This window comes from Catenulispora sp. GAS73, assembly GCF_041262085.1.
In the GTDB taxonomy this organism is placed as follows: Bacteria; Actinomycetota; Actinomycetes; order Streptomycetales; family Catenulisporaceae; genus Catenulispora.
Window position 1 is genome coordinate 177,663 of the sequence record NZ_JBGCCM010000019.1, and the last position, 19,963, is coordinate 197,625.

Below are 19,963 nucleotides of genomic sequence, written 5' to 3' on the forward strand. Positions count from 1 at the left end.
GGGAGCGCTTTCAGCGGTCCCGGGTGCGCTGTCGGCCGCCTGAGTAGCTCTGTCGGCGCCGGGCGTTAGCGTGGGGCCCATGGCTATGCTCATCGGCTCCCATGTCGGCAACGAAGACCCGATCGCGGAGGCGGCGGCCCGCGGGGCCGACGCCGTCCAGATCTTCCTGGGCGATCCGCAGAGCTGGAAGGCGCCGACCGTCGCCTATCCCGGCGGCGCCGCCGCGCTGAGGGCTGCCGCCGAGCAAGCCAACGTGGCCGTCTACGTGCACGCCGCGTACATCATCAACGTCGCCAGCACCAACAACCGGATCCGCATCCCGAGCCGCAAGCTGCTCCAGCAGACCGTCGCGCTGGCCGCGGAGGCGGGCGCCCGCGGCGTGGTCGTGCACGGCGGCCACACCACCGCCAACGACGACCCCGACGTCGGCTTCGAGAACTGGCGCAAGGCCGTGGACCAGTTGGAGCAGCACTGCCCGGTGTTCATCGAGAACACCGCCGGCGGCGATCACGCCATGGCCCGGCGCCTGGAGGCGATCGCGAAGTTGTGGGACGCCGTCGGGCACAGCGGCATCGGCCTGTGCCTGGACACCTGCCACGCCTTCGCCGGCGGCATCCCGCTGGAGAGCGCCGTCGCCGACATCTCGGCCGTCACCGGCCGGGTCGACCTGGTGCACGCCAACGACTCCCAGGGCGGCTTCGACTCCGGCATCGACCGCCACGCCAACTTCGGCACCGGCGAGATCGCCCCTCCGGACCTGATCGCGCAGGTTATCGCGGACGCCGGGTGCCCGGCGATCTGCGAGACCCCGGGCGGTCCGGAGGCACAGGCGGCGGACATCAAGTGGCTGCGGGAGCGCGTCGCATAAGGTTGGCGCATGGTCTTGAGGGTGCGGACGCTGAGCCGCGAGGAACATGTGGCGTTCATCGAGGAACGCGCGGCGGACAAGGACGTCGCGACCTCTGTCAGCTTCCTGCAGTGTCCTGCCAACGGCGACGTGAAGACGGACTGGCGGCCGGAGTCGGTCGGCTGGGTCGACGACGCCACCGGCCAGGTCGTCGGCGCGGCCCTGGTGCTCTACCGGGACGTGCCGATCCCCAAGCGGGACAAGCTCCCCTTCCTGCGCCGCTCCCTGGCCTACCTCCCCGAGGGCCCGATCCTGGACCTCACCTCCGCCGACGCCGGCCAGGCGCTCAAGCTGCTGCTGGCGCACCTGCGCAAGCGCCGCGCGTTCACGGTGAAGATGGGCCCGCAACTGGTCTCCCGCCGCTGGACCTCGGAGACGTTGAAGAAGGCGATCGCCGAGACCGAGGGCGGCGTCCGCCTGAAGGACATCAAGCCGGACTTCGAGGACCCCGCGGCCCTGCGCGTCATCGACAAGCTGCGCGCCACCGGCTGGACCCGCAAGGAGTCCGACGGCGCCGGCTTCGGCGACTTCCAGCCCCGCTACGTCTTCCAGCTGCCGCTGGTCGACGACGCCGGCAAGCCCCGCACCCTGGAGGACATCCAGAAGGGCTTCAACCAGCTGTGGCGGCGCAACATCAAGAAGGCGGACAAGAACGGCGTCGAGGTCACCCTCGGCGGCTACGAGGACCTCGCGGAGTTCCACAAGATCTACGAGATCACCGCCGTCCGCGACCACTTCACCCCGCGCCCCCTGGCCTACTTCCAGCGCATGTGGAAGGCGATGGAGGCGGAGAACCCCAACCGCCTGCGCCTGTACCTGGCCCGCCACGACGGGGAGCTGCTGGCCGCCACGACGCTGGTCACCGTCGGGGACCACGCCTGGTACTCCTACGGCGCCTCCGACAACCACAAGCGCGAACTGCGGCCCTCCAACGCGATCCAGTGGCGCATGCTCAGCGACTCGCACGCCGCCGGCTGCAAGGTCTACGACCTGCGCGGCATCAGTGACACCCTGGACCCGGAGGACCACCTGTTCGGCCTGATCCAGTTCAAGCTGGGCACCGGCGGCCAGGCGGTGGAGTACCTCGGGGAGTGGGACTACGCCCTGAACCCGCTGCTGCACCGCGCCTTCGAGATGTATATGGCCCGCCGCTAAGGACGCGACCCACTGCGCATCCCCTGAGCTGTTTCCCTAAGGAGTCGGAACCTTGTCGCTCACGCTGCACGTCGACACGGAGCGCTGGCGCGCCCACCAGGACGAAGTCCTGGCCCGCCACCCCGATCTGGTGCCGGTGGCCAAGGGCGTCAACGGCTACGGCCTCGGCATCCCGAACCTCATGGAGGCCGCCTCCAAGCTCGCCGCAGGCGGCGTGGAGATAACGGCAGTGGGCACGGCCGCCGAAGCCGAACAGGCCAAGGACCACTACTCCGGACGCCTCCTGGTCCTCACGCCGTACTTGCTCGGCGAGGACGTCCGCGGCCTCCCGGACCGCGTCATCCGCACCGTGTCCTCAGTCGAGGCGGTGGAGGCCCTGCTGGGCCGGCGTGTGGTCATCGACCTGATGACCTCCATGCGCCGCTTCGGCCTGGAGAAGAAGGACATCCCCAGGCTCGCCACAGCTCTGGAGTCCGACCAGGCGCGCGTCGAGGGCTTCTCGGTGCACATGCCGCTGGACCGCGTGGCAGGCGACTACCTCCGCGAAGTCAGCGATTGGGTCGACGCCTTGGTCGCCGCAGGCATCCCGGTGCGGACTCTGTTCGTCAGTCACCTGTCCCCCGCCGAGATCAGCACCCTGGCCAAGCGGCATCAGGGGACGACGGTACGCCCGCGGATCGGCACCGAACTCTGGCTCGGCAACCGTAAGGCGCTCCAGGCGCGCGGCACTGTGCACAGCGTGCAGAAGGTGAGCAAGGGCGACCGCTTCGGCTACCGCCAGCACAAGGTCCGCGCGGACGGCTACCTGATCGTGGCCTCCGGCGGCACCGCCCACGGCGTCGGCCTGGAGAACCCGAAGAACTTCGGCCGCGGCGTCCCGGGCCTCAAGTCCCGGGCGAAGTTCACGGCCCGCGCAGGACTGGCCCTGCTGAACCGGACCATGTCGCCGTTCTCCTGGCAGGGGAAGACGCTGTGGTTCGCGGAGCCGCCGCACATGCAGGTCTCGGTGCTGTTCCTGCCCGCCGGTGTCACGCCGCCGAAGGTGGGGGAGGAGCTGCCGGTCGAGGTGAGCCCGGTGATGACGCATGTGGACCGGGTGGTCTTCGACTGAGGGTGGCTCTCTCGGCCGGCGCCGGTCGGCATCAGCGGCGGCACGGCAGTCGGACCGGCAGCCGGACCGGTGCGGCTATCCCTTCACGCGCCCCAAGAAGTTCGCCATCGCCCGAGTCACCCGCTTGTCCTGATACCCCGGGTGCCCCAGCCCCAGCGGCCACAGGAACGTGCCCGCGGTGAACACCCAGGCGCCGCTCGGCGCCCGGTAGACGCTCGTGTTCTGGACGAACTGCGTGCCGTTGGAGATCGTGTAGGGCGTCGCCGTCAGCAGCGCCTGCTCCTCTGCCTTCGCCTTCGGCATCGCCTCGAAGAACGAGTCAGCCTCGCCGCCGAGGAGGCCGGGGATCTCGTCGCCGTCCTTGAGACCCGTGCCGGCCCAGAACCAGTGCCCGGCCTCGCGGACCACCAATGCGTGGCGGCCCTTAAGGATGCCGCTGTACTGCACTCCCATGAGTTGCTGTTCGGCGCGCGGATGCCCTTCGCCGGCGCGCCACATCCCGGTGGGGAAGTCTTCGACGTGCGGGTCCTCGAAGCCCTTGTAGCAGGACATGGTTCGCGTGGACTCGTCATAGCGGACGTGCCAATAGGCGTTGTTCGCAGTGAGGAACGCCAGAGACGTTCCCGCCGCTACCGCCTCTTCCGCGTGCCGGTACATGTCGGTGGACCAGTACTCGTCGTGGCCCGCGAAGATCAGGCCCCGGTACTTGGCCGGGTCGATGCGTCCGGCGTGCAGGTCCAGTCCCGTGGCGTAGGTGAGGTCGTAGCCCATTCCCTCGGCCCACTGGATGAAGGACTGTTCGCGGACGAAGCCGTCGGGCAGTCCGTCGGCGAAGTACGGCCGCGCGAACGAGACCTGTGTGGCGCGCGCGGGGTTGGAGATCCAGCCGCGGGCGTCTGTGGAGAACTTCGCTTTAAGCGCGGAGTCTCCTTCCGCAGCTTCCTTAGTGACGTAGCCGTAGTAGACGTTCCGACCCGTGATCCCGTCGCGCGGCCACCAGTTGTACGCCTGCCAACTCGTCGACGGCAGCACCACGAGGAAGTCGGACGCGGCCTCGTCGTCCCGCACGACGAACGGCACGTAGTTGCGGAACCCGTCGGCCTTGTCCAGCACCGCCACGTACGTCCCCGACACCCACTCCTTCGGGACGTCCAGCGTCCACGCCACCGGCCACTCCACCGCGATGCGGCCCGTCTCCGGATCGGCCGTGGGAACCGGCTGCGGCCCGGCGGTCAGCGTCGGCGAGACCAGGACGCGGCGTGCCGAGGCGCCGGCGTAGTAGCCGAGGCGGTAGACGGAGATCGTGAACGACCCCGCGGGCTCCACCGCGACGTGGAAGTCGATGGCCTCGCCGACGGCCACCGAATCGGTCGACGCGTAGCCCTTGATCTGGCGCTCGTAGTCCGTCCCCGGCCGCGACTTCCCCGCACCCATCCGCCAGTCCGCGGAACCCGCCTTAGCGTTCTCCGCAGTAATACGGTTCCCGCCGGCCGGGAGTACAGACGCCGGAAGCCCCACGCGCGGATCCCCCAGACGCCCCGGCCCGGACTTCAGGTGCGTGGCCTTCAGGACGGCGCGCGCGGCCGAAGCCGTGTTGGTCTTCTTGGCCAGATCGCGCAGGAACTTCGACGTGCTCGACATGGGGACGATCGTAGCCGGGAGGTTTGAGGAATCCCCTCTGCGGCCCAGATACCTGGCAGGACACTGATCGGGGGGACTACATGACTCGCATTCCGTTCGGCACGCTCCTGTCCACCGTGTTGGTGGCAGCCGCAGTCGTGTTCTGGGCGATCACGGTCACGCACAGTGACGCGGGCGTGAGCGCCAGCCGCGCCGCCGCATGCAGCTCGTCGCAGGCCGCGCAGGAGAACGCCTACTGCTGGATCGACGAGCCCGCCACGATCACCGACACCGGTGCTTTCCGGCGCACGATCGCCGTCACCGACGGCAAGCACGGCGGCACCCGCTCGGTACTGACGGGCTGGATCACGCTCGACATCCCGCCGTCGACCGCGCCGGGCCCGCAGATCCCGTTCGCGGAGGCGGACTGGCCGGCCTTCAATCCGCACAAGGGCGACAAGGTCACCGCGCGGGTCGTGCAGGGCAACGTGGTCAGCGTCGAGAACGCGCGGGGGACGTTCGCCGTCGTGGACGCGACCCCGGCCACGTACCCGCTGGTCTTCATCTCGCTGGTGATGCTGGTCTTCGGGCTGATCGGCGCGCGGGTCATGCGCCACACCCCGCGAACCGGCTTCCGCCGCGGCTTCGCGCAGGCCGCGGACCGGTACCTGATCGCGCTCACGGTCGTGGCGGTCGTCGTCTTCTACGTGCACCGCTCCGACGCGACGGTGTGGGGGATCGTGGTCACCGGCGGAACAACCGCCGCCGGCTACCTGGTCGGCGCGCGCTGGGTCCGGGCCGACAAGCGCGCCCGATCTGCCCGATCCGCTCAGTCCGATCGGTCCGCTCAGCCCGCCCACTGACCCGACAGGAACAGCAACGCCACGCCCGCCATGACCGGCGCGACGCAGCAGAGGTAGAGCGTGCGCACGGCCGGGCGCCGGGTGGCCCACGCGCCGAGCATCGTCCACAGCGGCCACCACAGGAGCATGGTGCGCGGGACGGACATGAACCACGTGGTGGTGCCCAGCGCGAGCAACGAGAGGGCGACGTAGAGGGCTTCGGGCCACCGGCGCTTCAGCAGCAGGAGCGCGGTCAGCCCGAGCCCCACGACCACCGCCAGCAGCTCCAACTGGAAGACCCACGCGGTGTGCCCCGCCTGGCTGGCGCCGAAGGCCGCACGCCAGGTCTGGTCCCACGCGTACTTCGGGTTGCGGAACGTGCGGAACCAGCCAGCGGCCTGCGCGTGCTGCCACGCGAACCAGTCGCCGGTGTCGTGGTGGAGGTAGAGCACGTAGGCCGCGACCGGCAGCGCCGGCACGACGAGCAGCGGCGCCTGCCGCCACCTCCGCCGAGCCCGCCCGGCGAGCACGAACTCCAGCGCGATCGCCGCCGCGAGGAACAGCCCGTTCACCCGCACAGCGCTGGCAGCCGCCGCCAGCACTACGGCGCTCACCCACCGATCACGCCGCGCCGCCGCCCACGCAGAGAACGCGAACGCGGCGAACAGGCTCTCGCTGTAGCCCGCCGCGAGGAAGACGGCCGCGGGCGCGAGGGTGAAGAAGAGCGCGGCGTTGGCGCCGGCTCGCTTGGCTCGGGCGCGGACGGTCAGGGGGAGGCGCGGGGAGGCCTGCGGAACAGAGGCCGGCTCGGAGTCCGGAACCTCAGCGCGCTTGAGGGCGGCATGGTTGTCGGCGTTGTTGGCGCCGCGCATGCGCGGCAACCGAAGCACTGCGTCCAGTGGATTGCGGTCGCGGCCGCGACGCACCCAAGCGCCCTCGACCTCCTGCGCCGCCAGCCGCCCCAAGGCCACCGTCGCGACCGCACTGCCGACCGCGGACACCACCAACCCGGCGGCGACCCAGTTCCGCACCAAGAGATGCGTCAGCCACATGGCGACGGGAAACCCCGGGAAGAACGCCACATGCCTCGGATCAGTCCCCGCCGCGAAGTACCAGTGCTGCGCGATGCTGGTGAAGATCCCCTCATCCCACCGGTCCCAGCGCGCCAGCCAGGGCCCCGGCGTCGTGGCCGCCGTCGCGAACACCCACGCACTCATCCACGCCAGCACGATCATCCCGAGCCGAGTCGCGCCCCACGCCCTCAACGCCGCGCGGTCCCCATCCCCGAGCCCGCGCCGGGGTCGCCGACCAGCAGACCGCACACGACCATCGCTTTCCAGCACGGCCCGCGCCTGCCGGCCGCTACTCTCCGCCGACCGGGCCGCCAGCGCGCCATCCTCCAGCGCGTCGCCGCCAAGCCCGCGGCTACCAAGTGCGCCGCCATCCAGCGCGCCATCGCCGAGCCCGCTGCCGCCAAGCGCGTCGCCATCCAGCACTGCCTGCGCCTGCCTACCGCTGCTCTGCGCCGACTGGGCCGCCAGCGCGCCGTCATCTAGCGCGCCATCCTCCAGCGCGTCGCCGCCAAGCCCGCGGCCGCCGAGCCCACCGCCATCCAGCTCCTGCGCCACGACCGCCTCGCCGTCAGGTTCGCGACTATCGTTCTCCGGCCGTCGAGCGCCCGGAGTATCCGGAGCATCCCGAGCCCCGTCCCCCGCGGCCAATCTCAGGCCGAAGCGAGCTCGGGCTCGGCGCCGGCCCCGTGCCCCGCCGCCGCCCCCGCGCGGTGGGAGCGGGGCTGCGACCAGGCCCAGACGTCCGGGCTGTCCGCCAGTGCGCCGCCCGCCGGGTCGTCGTCGATGCCGTCGGCGCGGATCGGGTCGCGGCGGGGGTCCAGGATGTCGCGGACGATCTGCACCATCAGGAACACGATGCCGGCGAGGTGGATCACGATCGCCCAGACGTAGAAGTTGTCCGGGAGTCCGCGGGTGTTGCCGTTGCTGGGCCCGGCCTGCCAGACCAGGTAGTACCAGACCGCCACGTAGTAGGCGGCCTCGCAGCACTGCCAGATCAGGAAGTCGCGCCAGCGCGGCCTGGCCAGTACCGCCAGCGGGATCAGCCACAGCACGTACTGCGGCGAGTACACCTTGTTCAGCAGCACGAACACCGCGACCGTCAGGAACGCCAGCTGCGCGAACCGCGGCCGGCACCGCGTCATCAGCCCCAGCAGCGCCACCGCCAGCCAGCCGGCCAGCACCAGGGCGATGATGACGATGTTCTTGTTCGGCGGCTCCCAGCCCCACCAGTGGCGGATCGCGAACCACGGCGAGCCCAGGTCGATCGGGCGGTTGTCGTTGAACGTGAAGAAGTACTTCCAGCCCTGGAAGGCGAAGATCATGACCGGGGCGTTCACCGCCAGCCAGGTCAGCGCCGCGGTGCCGGTCGCCTGCGTCCACTGGCGCATCCGGCCCGCGCGCCAGCACAGCACCAGCAGCGGGATCAGCAGGAACACGGGGTACAGCTTCGTCGCCGAGCCCAGGCCCAGCGCGATGCCCGCGACCACCGGCTTGTTCCGCGCCCACGCCAGCATCCCGACCGAGGCCAGCGCCACCGCGATCAGGTCCCAGTTTATGGTTCCGGTCAGCAACAGCCCCGGCGCCAGCGCGAACATCGCCGCGTCCCACGGTCTTCGTCCGGCGAGCCCGATCACCGCCAGGACGCAGACGATCGCGAAGATGATCAGGAACCAGGTCGTGACGTTGTAGAACCAGCGCACCTGGTCCGGGGTGTCGGCGCCCATCTTCTGCGCCAGCAGCGCCGCGGTCTCCATCGCCGCGCCGGCCACCACCGGGTACTCCAGGCCGTAGTTGCCGCTGGCCGTGTCGGTCTGCCGGTACGGCGTGAGGTGCTTGTCGAAGCCCCGGCCGTAGTACATGTACGGCACGTCGGTGTAGCACAGGTGGTTGTACTGCTGCTTGCCCGTGCCGTTCCAGGCCGTGGAGTAGCACGGCGAGCGCTGCGCCACCCCCAGCCCCAACGTGAGCAGCGTCAGCAGCACCAGCACCCTGGCCACCGTCCGGATCGCGGAGCGTGACCCCAGCCGGGGCCGCCACGCACGCGCGCCCAGCGGGCCGCCCACGGCGTCGGAGGCGGCGTTCACCACCGGGTCGTCGAGGGAGGGGGCGACCAGGATCGGTGCCGCCGCCGCGCCCCGGCCCGTCGGTTCCTCCGACGGGCCGGGCGCCTGGTCGCTCACGTCCGAACTCACTCGCACATCGTGCCCTACCGCTCCGTTCCCCGTCTGCATGTCCCCGGAAAGATCCGACCTCACCCGCCGAAGAGGTTCGACGAGCTTGAGCTGCTCGTCGGCGTCGACGTCGTCGGGCACTGCGGATCGGTCGGGTGCTGCTGGCAGAACCTGCTCGACGGCGTGGTCGGGGTGGTGCTGGTCGGGCTGGTCGGCCCGGTGGTGTTCGACGTCCCGGTGCCGCTCGGCTGCTGCTGCGAGCTGGTGTCCGTCGGGGTCGACGGCAGCGTCACACACTGCTGCGAGGCCGGGTCGTAACTCGCCGGCGACTGGCACAGCGGCGGAGCCGACGACGTCGTGGCCTTCGTCGGGGTCGGCGTCGGCGTCGGGCTCGGCGTCGGGACGAACACCGCCTGGCAGTTCGCCTCCGAGCCGGTCGGCGTGCCGGGCAGCGAGTTCGTGTCCGTGGCCAGCGGGCCGGCCGAGACGGACTGGCCGAAGCTCACGATGTTGCTGACACCCGAACAGATCGGTGCGTACGGCGCGAACGGTTTGGCGAAGTTGGTCTTGTCCTTGTTGAGCTCGATGCTCATGAACTTCGACCAGACCGTCGTCGGCCAGTCCATACCGTTGATGCGGGTGCTCTGGTCGTCATAGCCCAGACCCTTGATCGACTCCAGGGCCCCGTCCGGTGTCGATCTGAACACCGCCACGGAGGTCGCCAGAGACGAGGAGAAGCCCGTGAACCATGCCGAGTGGTTGAAGTCGGTGGTACCGGTCTTGCCGGCCAGGTTGCCGTTCGCCGCGCTCATCAGAGCGGCGGCGTCGGTGTTCGCACCGGCCGTGCCGCCCTTCTGGAGCACGCCCTGCAGCGCCGCGGTGACACCGGCGGCGGTGTTCGCCGACATCACCTGCTTGTTGATGCCGGTGTCCTTGCGCATCGACTTCGGCGTCCAGACCGTCTGCCCGGTGCGCTGGTCGATGATCGCGGTGACCTGCACCGGCTCGTGCGAGACGCCGCCGTTGTCGAAGGCGCCGTAGGCATTGGCCATGCGCATGGGCGTGATTTCGGCGGTGCCCAGGGTCAGCGAGGCCACCATCTTGAAGTCGGGGGTCTCCGGCTTGATGCCGAGGGCCTCAGCCATGTTGTAGACGGCGGGCACGCCCACGGACGGGTCCAGCTCCAGAGCGGCGAACACCGAGTTCAGCGACATCGCCAGGCCCTGCTTCAGCGTCGCGTTGCCGTTGAAGCCGCCGACCTCGTCGTCCTCGTTGGGCGGATACAACTTGGTGTTGCCGTGGGAGTCGGTGTAGGTCAGCGGCTGGGGGTTGCCCGGCGGGTAGAAGAGCGGCTTGACGTTGCTGCCCTCCTCCGTGCTGTCCAGCGAGAACTTGCCGGACTGCAGCGCGGTCGCCAGCGTGATCGGCTTGAACGTCGAACCGACCTGCACGCCACCCTGCACCGCGTAGTTGAACGCGTTCTGGCTGTAATCCTCCACGCCGTCGGTGCCGGTGTAGAAGGACTTCAGTTCGCCGTTGTGCGGGTCCACCGACGCGAACGCCAGGTGCACGTCATGGTCGGAGGCGTGGGTCTTGGGGTTCCACTTTCCGCCACCGCCGCCGCTGGTCCCCGTCCACAGCGCGTCCGCCGCGGTCTTCGAATCGGCCATCATCACGTGGTTGTACGTCGTGACGATCTTGTACCCGCCCTTGGACAGGTTGTCGATGTTCGCGAACTTCTGCGTCTGCGGGTCGTCCGGGTACTCCTGCAGCTGCGCCTGGAGATACTGCGTGGCGGAGTCCTTCATGTACCCGACCCACCCGGAGAGGTTCGGCCCCTTGAAGTCCTGGACAGTCGGCAGCTTGTTCTGGAGTGGGTCGGTGGCCGCCTTCGGCTCGAAGCCGTACTGCGACATGTTCGCCAGGACCGCGTTGTACCGCTTCAAGAAGCGCTCGAACGTCTTGGGGTTGTCCTTGCGGGACTTGTCGTTGACCAGCGCTGTGGAGAAGTTGCTGGGGTCGTTGATCACCGAGGCCAGGAACGCCGCCTCGCCGATGTTGGCGTTGGTCATCTGGCTGATCGGCTTGCCGAAGTAGGCGCGCGAGGCCGCGTCGATGCCGTAGGCGCCGCGACCGAACGAGATCTGGTTCAGGTAACCGAGCAGAATCTGCTGCTTGCTCTCCTGGTGGTTGAGCTTTATCGCGATCATGACTTCGTTGATCTTGCGGCTCAGCGTCTGGTCCTGCGACAGGTACGCGTTCTTCACGTACTCCTGGGTGATCGTCGAACCGCCCTGTTTGCCGCCGCTGCCGAACAAGTCGTTGAGCGCCGAACGCGCCACACCGGTGAACGACACGCCGGGGTCGGTCCAGAAGGAGTAGTTCTCCGCCGCGACGAACGCGTCCTGGAACGCCTTCGGGATCTGGTTTATGTCGTTGACCTGGTAGTAGTGGACGCCGATGTCCGCGAAGACCTCGCCGTCGTCATACGTGTAGGTGGTCGGGTTGCCGGCCGCGATGCTGTTCTTGACCTGCGGGATCTGCGTGTTCGCGTACGCGTAGGCCACCACGCCTATGACGGTGAACAGGAAGCCCAGGAAGACCGACAGCACCTGCTTGATGGACGGCATCCAATGCCGCCACCCGCGCTTTCCGTAGCGCGGGTAGTTGATGAACTTCATCCACCAGTCTTTGGGGGGCAGGTCGTCCGGGCCGTAGCCGCCGTTCCGGCCGCCGCGTCCGCCCCGGCCGCGACCGGTGCCGCCGGTGCCGCCAGTTCCGCCGGAGCCGGCCGAGGCGCGGCGTCCGGCGCCCCGTCGGCCGCCGCCGGAGGCGACCTCGGCCTCGTCGCCGTAGCCGTCGTGGTGCGAGTCGCCGTAGCCGGAGTTCTCGTAGCCGCGGTCGTCATAGGACCCGTACTCGTCGTACTGGTCGTCGTATCCGTCGCCGCCGCGCCGGCCGCCGCCGCGCTTGCCGAACATTCCGGACAATTGGTTGGTGAGCCCGTCGAGCTTGTCGGAGAAGCCGCCGCCGTTGGCCGACCGGCGCCCCCGTGATCCGCCGCCACCTCCGGCGCGCCGACTGCCGTGCTCGCTCATACCTCGGTCCGCCTCACCTGAGTCCTCTGTGGAGCCACGCTTTGCCGCACGCCCCCCTGCCTGCCGGAATCAGGCGGCTGAGAACCGCCATGAACCGGCTTGCTCGCGGAGACGCCCGAAACCGGTCAGTCGGTTGCGATCCCGCCCCGCCCCGGACGCGCTACCGGCACAGGGTACGCCACGGACCCGTGCGCGGAGCGCGACTGGCGTCGAAGTGTCCGTTTCGCCCCGGTCACCTGGGGACTTGTGCGGGACGGCCGACACCCGCTAACGTCTCGATGTATCGGAGCGATACATCGAGTGGCTGTATCGAGTTGGTGTATCCGCCCGATGTATCGCCAGTGTTTGTTTCACATGCAGGCGGCGGCGTACGGAACCGTACGGCGCGCACGGTCGAGGAAGGAGCAGCGATGGCGAAGCGGTCCCAGATCCTGGAACTGGCCGTCCTCGGCCTGCTCCACGAGCACCCGATGCACGGCTACGAGCTGCGCCGTCAGCTCAACGTGCAGCTCGGCGCCTTCCGCGCGCTGTCCTACGGGACCCTGTACCCCTGTCTGAAGGACCTGGTCGCCCGCGGCTGGATCGCCGAGGACGACACCCAGACCGCCAACATCGCCTCCTCACGCCGGGCCAAGATCAGCTACAAGCTGACCGCGGAGGGCAAGGAGCGGTTCCAGGAGCTCATGACCACCTCCGGCTCGGCGGCCTGGGAGGACGACAACTTCGGCGTTCATTTCGCGTTCTTCGGGCGGACGAACGCCGGCGTCCGGATCCGCATCCTTGAGGGGCGGCGCAGCCGTCTGGAGGAGCGGATGGAAGCGGTGCGGGGCTCGCTGGCCCGCAGCCGTGACCGGTTGGACTCCTACACGCTGGAGCTCCAACGGCACGGTCTGGAGAGCACCGAGCGCGAGGTCAGATGGCTCAACGAGCTCATCAGGACCGAGCACGAGCAGGCGTTCCCGACACCACCGCAGCAACCCCAGCAAGGCTCCCCGGAGCCCCGGGCCTCTTAGCGCCGGCGGCGTTGAGAGGTCACACCCGAGGCCCGGTCGCAGCCGGCCGGCCACTGTCCCCTTTCCATAAATATGCAGGAGAACGTGCCCGTTTCCCCCGGGCGCGGAACATGAAGGAGAAACCGTCCATGGGTTCGGTTCGAGTAGCGATCATCGGCGTCGGTAACTGCGCCGCCTCGCTGGTGCAGGGCGTCGAGTACTACAAGGACGCAGACCCCAACGCCAAGGTCCCCGGTCTGATGCACGTCCAGTTCGGCGAGTACCACGTCAGCGACCTGGAGTTCGTCGCCGCCTTCGACGTCGACGCCAAGAAGGTGGGCCTGGACCTGGCCGACGCCATCGGTGCCAGCGAGAACAACACCATCAAGATCGCCGACGTCCCGCCGACCGGCGTGATCGTGCAGCGCGGCCACACCAACGACGGCCTGGGCAAGTACTACCGCCAGACCATCGTGGAGTCCGACGCCGAGCCGGTCGACATGGTCGCCGCGCTGAAGGCCGCCAAGGCCGACGTCGTGGTCTGCTACCTGCCGGTGGGCTCGCAGTCCGCCGTCGAGTACTACGCGCAGGTCGCGATCGACGCCAAGGTGGCGTTCGTGAACGCGCTGCCGGTCTTCATCGCCGGTACCAAGGAGTGGGCCGACAAGTTCGAGGCCGCCGGGGTCCCGATCGTCGGCGACGACATCAAGTCCCAGGTCGGCGCGACCATCACGCACCGCGTGCTGGCCAAGCTGTTCGAGGACCGCGGTGTCGTGCTGGACCGCACCATGCAGCTGAACGTCGGCGGCAACATGGACTTCATGAACATGCTGGAGCGCGAGCGCCTGGAGTCCAAGAAGATCTCCAAGACCCAGGCCGTGACCTCGCAGCTGTCCCACGACCTCGGCGCCGGCAACGTGCACATCGGCCCGTCGGACTACGTCGCGTGGCTCGACGACCGCAAGTGGGCGTACGTGCGCCTGGAGGGTCGCGCCTTCGGCGACGTCCCGCTGAACCTGGAGTACAAGCTCGAAGTCTGGGACTCCCCGAACTCCGCGGGCGTCATCATCGACGCGGTGCGCTGCGCGAAGATCGCGCTGGACCGCGGCATCGGCGGCCCGATCCTGTCGGCGTCCTCGTACTTCATGAAGTCGCCGCCGGTCCAGTACTTCGACGACGAGGCCCGCGACGCGGTGGAGAAGTTCATCCGCGGCGAAGTCGAGCGCTGATTTGCCCCTGGTCGGGTAGGGCGTTGACGAGTTCATTGCCCTTACCGGACCAGCCGTCTACGCCATAGTCCGTAGACGAAATTACGCCTCAAAATACTGCCCCGAGCCTGCATAGGCCCGGGGCAGTTCGCGTAAGCTCCCGCGAGGTATTTAAAATCGCAAGGAGTCTTACATGGGTCGCAAGCGCGAAATTTCGGTCATATCGAGTCTCGCGGTGGCAGGCGCGGCCTTCGGCGGGACCATGGTCTCGGCGCCCAGCGCCTCAGCCGCGAGTATCACCGTCTCGGCGTCCGGTTCGGACGTCGTGGCGATCAACTCGTCCTCGCTGTCCGGCGGCGCGCCGACAGATCAGGTCAGCAGGCAGCTCGCGGCGGTCCTGGCCAACTCTGCGCGCTACCTCGGGACCACTTGGTACAACTCCACGTACAACAACGGCAACAACGTGGCGTCCGACGGATACCTGAACCTGGACATCGCCGGCGCCGTCCCCGAGCAGAGCTTCCGCCTGCCGGGCATGGCCGCGCTGTCCATCGCCACCGCCGTGAAGCTGGGCGACTGGGACCAGTACGACTCCGGCATCAGCCCCGACGAGGCCGAGAACCGCGCGGCGACCATGGTGCGCGCGCTCGCGCACCGCTACTACGCCAACAACTCCCTCGCGGGTGTGTCCACGTGGGGCAACAGCTGGCAGTCCCCGCTCTGGGCGTTCTACACCGGCCAGGCGGCGTGGCTGGTCTGGGACAAGCTGTCGCCGTGGGACCGGGACGCCGTGGCCCGGATGCTGGCCGACGAGGCGAACCGGCTGACCACCGGCAACGACGTCTACCTGACCTCGGACACCGGCAGCCAGCAGCTGTACCAGTACAACAGGTCCGGCGCGGACATCACCCCCGGCGACACCAAGGCCGAGGAGGACAACTACGAGGCGCAGCTGCTCGGGCTGTCCGTGGCGATGATGCCCAACCACCCGAACGCCGCGAACTGGCAGCGCCGCAACGAGGACCTGCTGATCGCGGACACCGCGACGCCTGACGACGTCAACGGCGCGGCCGGCAACGCCGTGGTCAACGGCCGCCAGCTGAACCAGTGGCTGCAGGGGTGGAACGTCCAGAAGGACGGCACCGTGCAGAACCACAACATCCTGCACCCGCTGTACATGACGGCGCTGGACCAGTCGCTGCAGCAGGTCGGCACCTTCGCGCTGGCCGGGAAGTGCGCGCCGCAGGCCGCGACGAACAACGTCGGCCTGACCTACAGCGCGCTGACGACGCCGACGAGCTTCCCCTACGCGCCGGACCCGAACAACCTGACGCAGGACGTGACGCTCACCACGTCCGCGCCGATCTACCAGTCGACGAGCTCGGCAAAGATCAACTACCCGCAGGGCAACGACTGGGGTACGCAGTTCCCGGCCTACTACGGGTCCTTCGACGCTCTCGTGAGTGTCTACAACTCGCACCTGACCGGCGAGAACCCGCAGGCGCCGGCCGCGTACAACTACGCGGTCACGCACCTCAACGCCGAACTGGACCTGCAGAACCGCTTCAGCACCGGCCAGACCTACGCGCCGTGGAACCCGGCGACGACGCCGGCCGACCAGGCCGAGAACTCCTATGTGGGCGCCGAGCAGCGCGTCGGCCAGATCGCGGCGCAGGCCTACATGGCGTCGTTCCTGAACCACCACAGCCAGGCCTGCTTCGACAACTCCGGTACGCCGACCCCGCCAAACGTGCCGCCGGCGCAGCCGACCTCCGTCTCCCGGCTGGCCGGCAACGACCGCTACGCGACCGGCGTCGCGGTGTCGCAGAGCCAGTGGTCCAACGCCGGCGGCGACAACACTTCCCGGGCGATCGCCGACGCCGTGGTGCTGGCGCGCGGCGACAACTTCCCGGACGCGCTGGCCGGTGTGCCGCTGGCCAAGCGGGACCGCGGTCCGCTGCTGCTGACCCCGCCGGCGTCGCTGAACGGCGCCACCGCGGCCGAGATCCGGCGGGTCCTGCCCAGGGGCAAGACGGTCTACATCCTCGGCGGCAACCAGGCGGTCTCGCCGAAGGTGCAGCAGCAGCTGCAGGGCATGGGCTACAACGTCCAGCGCTTCGGCGGCCAGGACCGCTACGGGACCGCGCTGCAGATCGCGGAGCAGGGCATGGGCTCCCCGCACCAGGTCGTGGTGGCCACCGGCGGGGACTTCGCCGACGCCCTGTCGGCCGGCCCGCTGGCCGCCGACGAGGGCAACGCGATCCTGCTGTCCAACGGCCCCACGCTGGACGCGAACACCAAGGCCTATATCGCCGCCGCCGAGCGCAAGAACGGCGCCCCCGACCCGGCCTTCCACCTCAACGCGGTGGGCGGCGCGGCGGTGAAGGCGACCAGCTATCTGGGCGGTGCGGCGCACACCCTGATGGGCGCGGACCGGTACGCGACGGCGGTGGAGGTGGCGAAGCGCTTCGCGGCCGACATGCCGGTGACGCAGTTCGGTGTGGCCACGGGCATGCAGTTCGCGGACGCCCTCACCGGCGGTGCGTACATGGCCAACGCCGGCGAGCCGCTGATCCTCACGCCCCCGACGGTCCTGGCCCCGGCGGACGCCAGTCTGCTGCGCACGATGCAGAGCCAGCTCTCGACCATCACGATGTTCGGCGGCCCGGTGGCCCTCAACAAGGCGGTGATGGACCAGATCACCCACGCGATCGGTGGTGTGGAGCGCTAAGCGTTCCGTTGCCCCGCTCACGTCTGAGCAAGACGGCGCCTGCTGGCCAAGGAATCCCCTTGGTCGGCGGGCGTTTCCGTTGACTTGAGTTTTACTCAAGTGTCCATTTACAGACTTCTGATATTCCACCACATTCCTTCGTGAGGCCCATCAGGCCGTCCTTGCCACCCCACGAAGGAGACCCATGCGCACGATCCGTCTGGCCGCGCTCACCGCTGCCGCCGCCACGGCTTTCACGATGTCGATATCGACCTCGTCGGCCGTCGGGGTGAGCCACTTCGGCGCCAAGCCCATCACCAAGGGCGCGGTTGCGAAGGCGACCTCGCAGGCCACCGGCCCCGACACCCTGTCGCTGCAGACCAACGGCAAGTCCGGCGTGGTGTCGCCGACCCCCAAGGTATACCTCGTCTTCTGGGGTTCGCAGTGGTCCAAGGACCCGGCGAAGGTCGCGCCCGACATGCAGAACCTGTTCAAGGGTCTGTACGGCGCGAAGGACACGTGGGGCACGATCCTCACGCAGTACTGCGAGAACGCTCCGGTCGGGACCACTACGTGCCCGTCGAGCGCGACGTTCGTGAAGCACCCCAGCGCCTCGATCCTCGGCGGTGTCTGGTTCGACAACGGCTCGGCCGCGCCGACCAACGCGACGCAGGCGCAGATCGCCTCCGAGGCGGGCAAGGCCGCCGGGCACTTCGGTAACAAGACCCAGGCGCCGAACCTCAACGCGCAGTACGTCGTCCTGTCGGCCACCGGCACCCACCCGGACGGCTTCCCGAACAGTGGCTTCTGCGCCTGGCACGACTTCACCAGCACCAGCTACGGCAAGCTCGCGTACACCAACATGCCGTACGTGCCGGACCTGGGCGCCGGGGCGTGCACCACGCTCACCGACGGCCGTCTGCTCTCGGGCATCGAGTCCACCGAGACCCACGAGTACGCCGAGACCGTCACCGACTTCTGGCCCACCGACGGCTGGAACAACACCGCCAACGGGGAGATCGGCGACGAGTGCGTCAACCTGGACGCGTACGAGACGCTGAGCACCGGCAAGTTCGACGTGCAGGGGCTGTGGTCCAACAAGGCGAATGCCTGCGTGACGCACGGCTGAGCCTGGTCGGGCTGCACTGTTCTTGAGTTGAGGTTCTTGAGTTGAGTTGAGTCGGGCCGCACTGATCCGGGCCCGTTCGGCCGCGGCGTGCGACCATCTGGAGAGACACGCCGCGGCCGATCCATGGGCAGGTCGTGACTCAGGCGCCGGAATACCACTAGCTTGCCGAGGCGTTGCGCCCACCAGGCAATGCCCATAGGAAAGCTAGGGAGAGTCCAGCATGCCCGAGACGGAGCCGACTACGACGACCCGCCCCGCACCGGCGGACTGGGATCAGTGGGCTGAGAAGCGCGACGCGTCCGTCTCCGCCGAGTACGGGGTCCTCGCCCTGGTCGCGACACACTGGCTGGAGGATGGCGCCGCGACGCGGATCGACGGGCTGCCGGGTGTGTGGGCCGCCGACGCGGACCGGGGGAGCATCATCGTCACGGCCACGTCCGCCGACGCGTTGCTGGTCGAGGGCGTTCCGGTGGACGGCGTGCGGCTGCTCGATCCCGATCTCGCGCCGGATCCGACCGTGGTGTTCCACCACGGCCGCAAGCTGGTGCCGATCGTGCGCGAAGGCGTGCTCGCGGTCCGGGTGTACGACCCCGAGGCCGAGAACCGCCGCAGCTTCGCCGGGATCGAACGCTTCTCCTACGACCCGGCGCTGGTCTTCGAAGCGCGCTACGAGCCCTACGTCCACGGCCACGTCGAGCGCGTGCTGAACGCGGACGGCAGGGAGCGCGGGCTGGCGCTGGACGGCGACCTCGTCTTCGAGCACGACGGCGCCGAGTACCGGCTCGCCGCGACGGCGGGGCGCGACGGGTTCGACGTCACCTTCGGCGACGCCACCAACGGGCCCGACACGTTCGGCTTCCGCCAGCTCGCCGTCCCCGCCCCGGAGCCCGGCAGCGGTTCGACGCGCCTGGACTTCAACCGCGCGCAGCTGCCGCCGTGCGCCTTCAGCGACCACTTCATCTGCCCGGTGCCCCCGGTCGGCAACCGGCTGGACCTGGCGGTGGCCGCGGGGGAGAAGCGGCGCGCGGTCCGCTCCTGACGCCGGCGGCGCACGGCGGTACCTCCTAATTCCCAGGGAACCAGTGGGTATACCGGCTGTTAGCATCGGCATCGTGCAGATCTCAGCAAAAGCCGACTACGCGGTCCGGGTGATGCTCGAGCTCGCGGCCCACGGTCCGGACCTGGTGAAGTCCACGGTCCTGATCGACCACCAGGGCCTGCCCCGCAAGTTCGTCGAGTCGATCCTGGTCGAGCTCCGCCGCGCCGACCTGATCCGCAGCCACCGCGGCGCCGAGGGCGGTTACAGCCTCGCGCGCCCGGCCAGCGCCATCTCCATCGGCCAGGTGATCCGCGCCGTCGACGGCCCCCTGGCGGAAGTGCGAGGGCTCCGCCCCCACGAGACCGAATACAGCAACGCCGCCGAGCACCTCTCGGACGTCTGGGTCGCCGCCCGCGCCGCTCTGCGCAAGGTGCTCGACGAGACCAGCCTCGCCCACGTGCTGAGCGGGAAGCTGCCGGCGCACGTGCGGCGGATGGCGGAGTCCCCGGAGGCTTGGCTGCCCCGGTGAGGTGGGGCGGGGGCGGGGCCGGTGAGGTGGGGTGCCGGTTCCGGCACGCGTTTCAGCACCCGCGTTGAGCTTCGAGCCCTCGCGCTCGCGAGGGCTCGAACCGCTCCGCGACCTGCCTACTGCGCCGGGGCCGCCGTCGGCGCCTGGTGATTGTCACAGGCCTGCCCGGTGCTCCACTGCCAGGGCGCGCCGCACCAGGTGTTGGCGAAGTCCGTGCTGACCGGCGCCGGGGCGGTGGTGGTGTCGTCCGGGACCGGGTTGCCGAGGTTGATGGCGGCGTTGGCGGACGTGGCGCCGCCGGCGAGGACGGTTCCGGCGCTCAGCGTCAGGACGGCGAGGGTGGCGAGCTTGCGCACGGCCGACTCCTATCAATGGCGGT

15 protein-coding genes are annotated in these 19,963 nt (G+C 69.3%); 10 read left to right on the plus strand and 5 right to left on the minus strand.

Annotated features, from left to right (window positions below; all coding sequences use genetic code 11):
* The first annotated feature begins 79 nt into the window (after positions 1-79).
* The 3 genes from ABH935_RS27845 to ABH935_RS27855 are packed head-to-tail and all read left to right on the plus strand — an operon-like array spanning position 80 to position 3,173.
* Complete coding sequence (locus ABH935_RS27845) at positions 80-868, plus strand: deoxyribonuclease IV (RefSeq protein WP_370380884.1); 789 nt, start codon at positions 80-82, stop codon at positions 866-868.
* Between the two features lie 9 nt (positions 869-877).
* Entirely contained in the window at positions 878-2,062 is a 1,185-nt protein-coding gene (locus ABH935_RS27850) for a lipid II:glycine glycyltransferase FemX (RefSeq protein WP_370380885.1), read from the plus strand.
* A gap of 52 nt (positions 2,063-2,114) precedes the next feature.
* Positions 2,115-3,173: an alanine racemase gene (locus ABH935_RS27855; protein WP_370380886.1), complete on the plus strand. Its 1,059-nt coding sequence runs from the start codon at positions 2,115-2,117 to the stop codon at positions 3,171-3,173.
* 75 nt (positions 3,174-3,248) lie between these two features.
* Here ABH935_RS27855 and ABH935_RS27860 read toward each other — a convergent pair whose 3' ends face one another.
* Positions 3,249-4,814 (minus strand): N,N-dimethylformamidase beta subunit family domain-containing protein, encoded by a 1,566-nt coding sequence (locus ABH935_RS27860; RefSeq protein WP_370380887.1) that lies wholly within the window; start codon positions 4,812-4,814, stop codon positions 3,249-3,251.
* A gap of 80 nt (positions 4,815-4,894) precedes the next feature.
* Here ABH935_RS27860 and ABH935_RS27865 point away from each other — a divergent pair, with 80 nt between their 5' ends.
* Positions 4,895-5,656 (plus strand): hypothetical protein, encoded by a 762-nt coding sequence (locus ABH935_RS27865; RefSeq protein ID WP_370380888.1) that lies wholly within the window; start codon positions 4,895-4,897, stop codon positions 5,654-5,656.
* On the opposite strand, the gene ABH935_RS27870 is transcribed toward ABH935_RS27865, so the two are convergent.
* The 3 genes from ABH935_RS27870 to ABH935_RS27880 form a co-directional block, all read right to left on the minus strand.
* On the minus strand, positions 5,641-7,263 hold the full coding sequence (locus tag ABH935_RS27870) for a mannosyltransferase family protein (protein WP_370380889.1): 1,623 nt from the start codon (positions 7,261-7,263) through the stop codon (positions 5,641-5,643). The genes ABH935_RS27865 and ABH935_RS27870 overlap by 16 nt on opposite strands.
* 95 nt (positions 7,264-7,358) lie before the next feature.
* Complete coding sequence (locus ABH935_RS27875) at positions 7,359-8,900, minus strand: glycosyltransferase family 87 protein (RefSeq protein ID WP_370380890.1); 1,542 nt, start codon at positions 8,898-8,900, stop codon at positions 7,359-7,361.
* Positions 8,901-8,959: 59 nt separating this feature from the next.
* On the minus strand, positions 8,960-11,977 hold the full coding sequence (locus ABH935_RS27880) for a transglycosylase domain-containing protein (RefSeq protein ID WP_370380891.1): 3,018 nt from the start codon (positions 11,975-11,977) through the stop codon (positions 8,960-8,962).
* A gap of 410 nt (positions 11,978-12,387) precedes the next feature.
* Here ABH935_RS27880 and ABH935_RS27885 point away from each other — a divergent pair, with 410 nt between their 5' ends.
* The 6 genes from ABH935_RS27885 to ABH935_RS27910 all read left to right on the plus strand — a co-directional run bounded on the left by ABH935_RS27885 (position 12,388) and on the right by ABH935_RS27910 (position 19,584).
* On the plus strand, positions 12,388-12,990 hold the full coding sequence (locus tag ABH935_RS27885; RefSeq protein WP_194918920.1) for a PadR family transcriptional regulator: 603 nt from the start codon (positions 12,388-12,390) through the stop codon (positions 12,988-12,990).
* A 128-nt stretch (positions 12,991-13,118) separates the two neighbouring features.
* Positions 13,119-14,198, plus strand: coding sequence for an inositol-3-phosphate synthase (locus tag ABH935_RS27890; RefSeq protein ID WP_370380892.1), 1,080 nt, complete (start codon positions 13,119-13,121; stop codon positions 14,196-14,198).
* A 172-nt stretch (positions 14,199-14,370) separates the two neighbouring features.
* Complete coding sequence (locus ABH935_RS27895) at positions 14,371-16,908, plus strand: cell wall-binding repeat-containing protein (RefSeq protein ID WP_370380893.1); 2,538 nt, start codon at positions 14,371-14,373, stop codon at positions 16,906-16,908.
* 184 nt (positions 16,909-17,092) lie between these two features.
* Positions 17,093-18,016 carry a hypothetical protein gene (locus ABH935_RS27900; protein ID WP_370380894.1) on the plus strand — a complete coding sequence of 308 codons (924 nt, stop codon included), beginning with the start codon at positions 17,093-17,095 and terminating at the stop codon, positions 18,014-18,016.
* Between the two features lie 220 nt (positions 18,017-18,236).
* Positions 18,237-19,055, plus strand: coding sequence for a DUF1684 domain-containing protein (locus ABH935_RS27905; RefSeq protein WP_370380895.1), 819 nt, complete (start codon positions 18,237-18,239; stop codon positions 19,053-19,055).
* A 73-nt stretch (positions 19,056-19,128) separates the two neighbouring features.
* Complete coding sequence (locus ABH935_RS27910; RefSeq protein WP_194918909.1) at positions 19,129-19,584, plus strand: Rrf2 family transcriptional regulator; 456 nt, start codon at positions 19,129-19,131, stop codon at positions 19,582-19,584.
* Between the two features lie 116 nt (positions 19,585-19,700).
* On the opposite strand, the gene ABH935_RS27915 is transcribed toward ABH935_RS27910, so the two are convergent.
* Positions 19,701-19,940 carry a hypothetical protein gene (locus ABH935_RS27915; RefSeq protein ID WP_370380896.1) on the minus strand — a complete coding sequence of 80 codons (240 nt, stop codon included), beginning with the start codon at positions 19,938-19,940 and terminating at the stop codon, positions 19,701-19,703.
* Positions 19,941-19,963 lie beyond the last annotated feature (23 nt).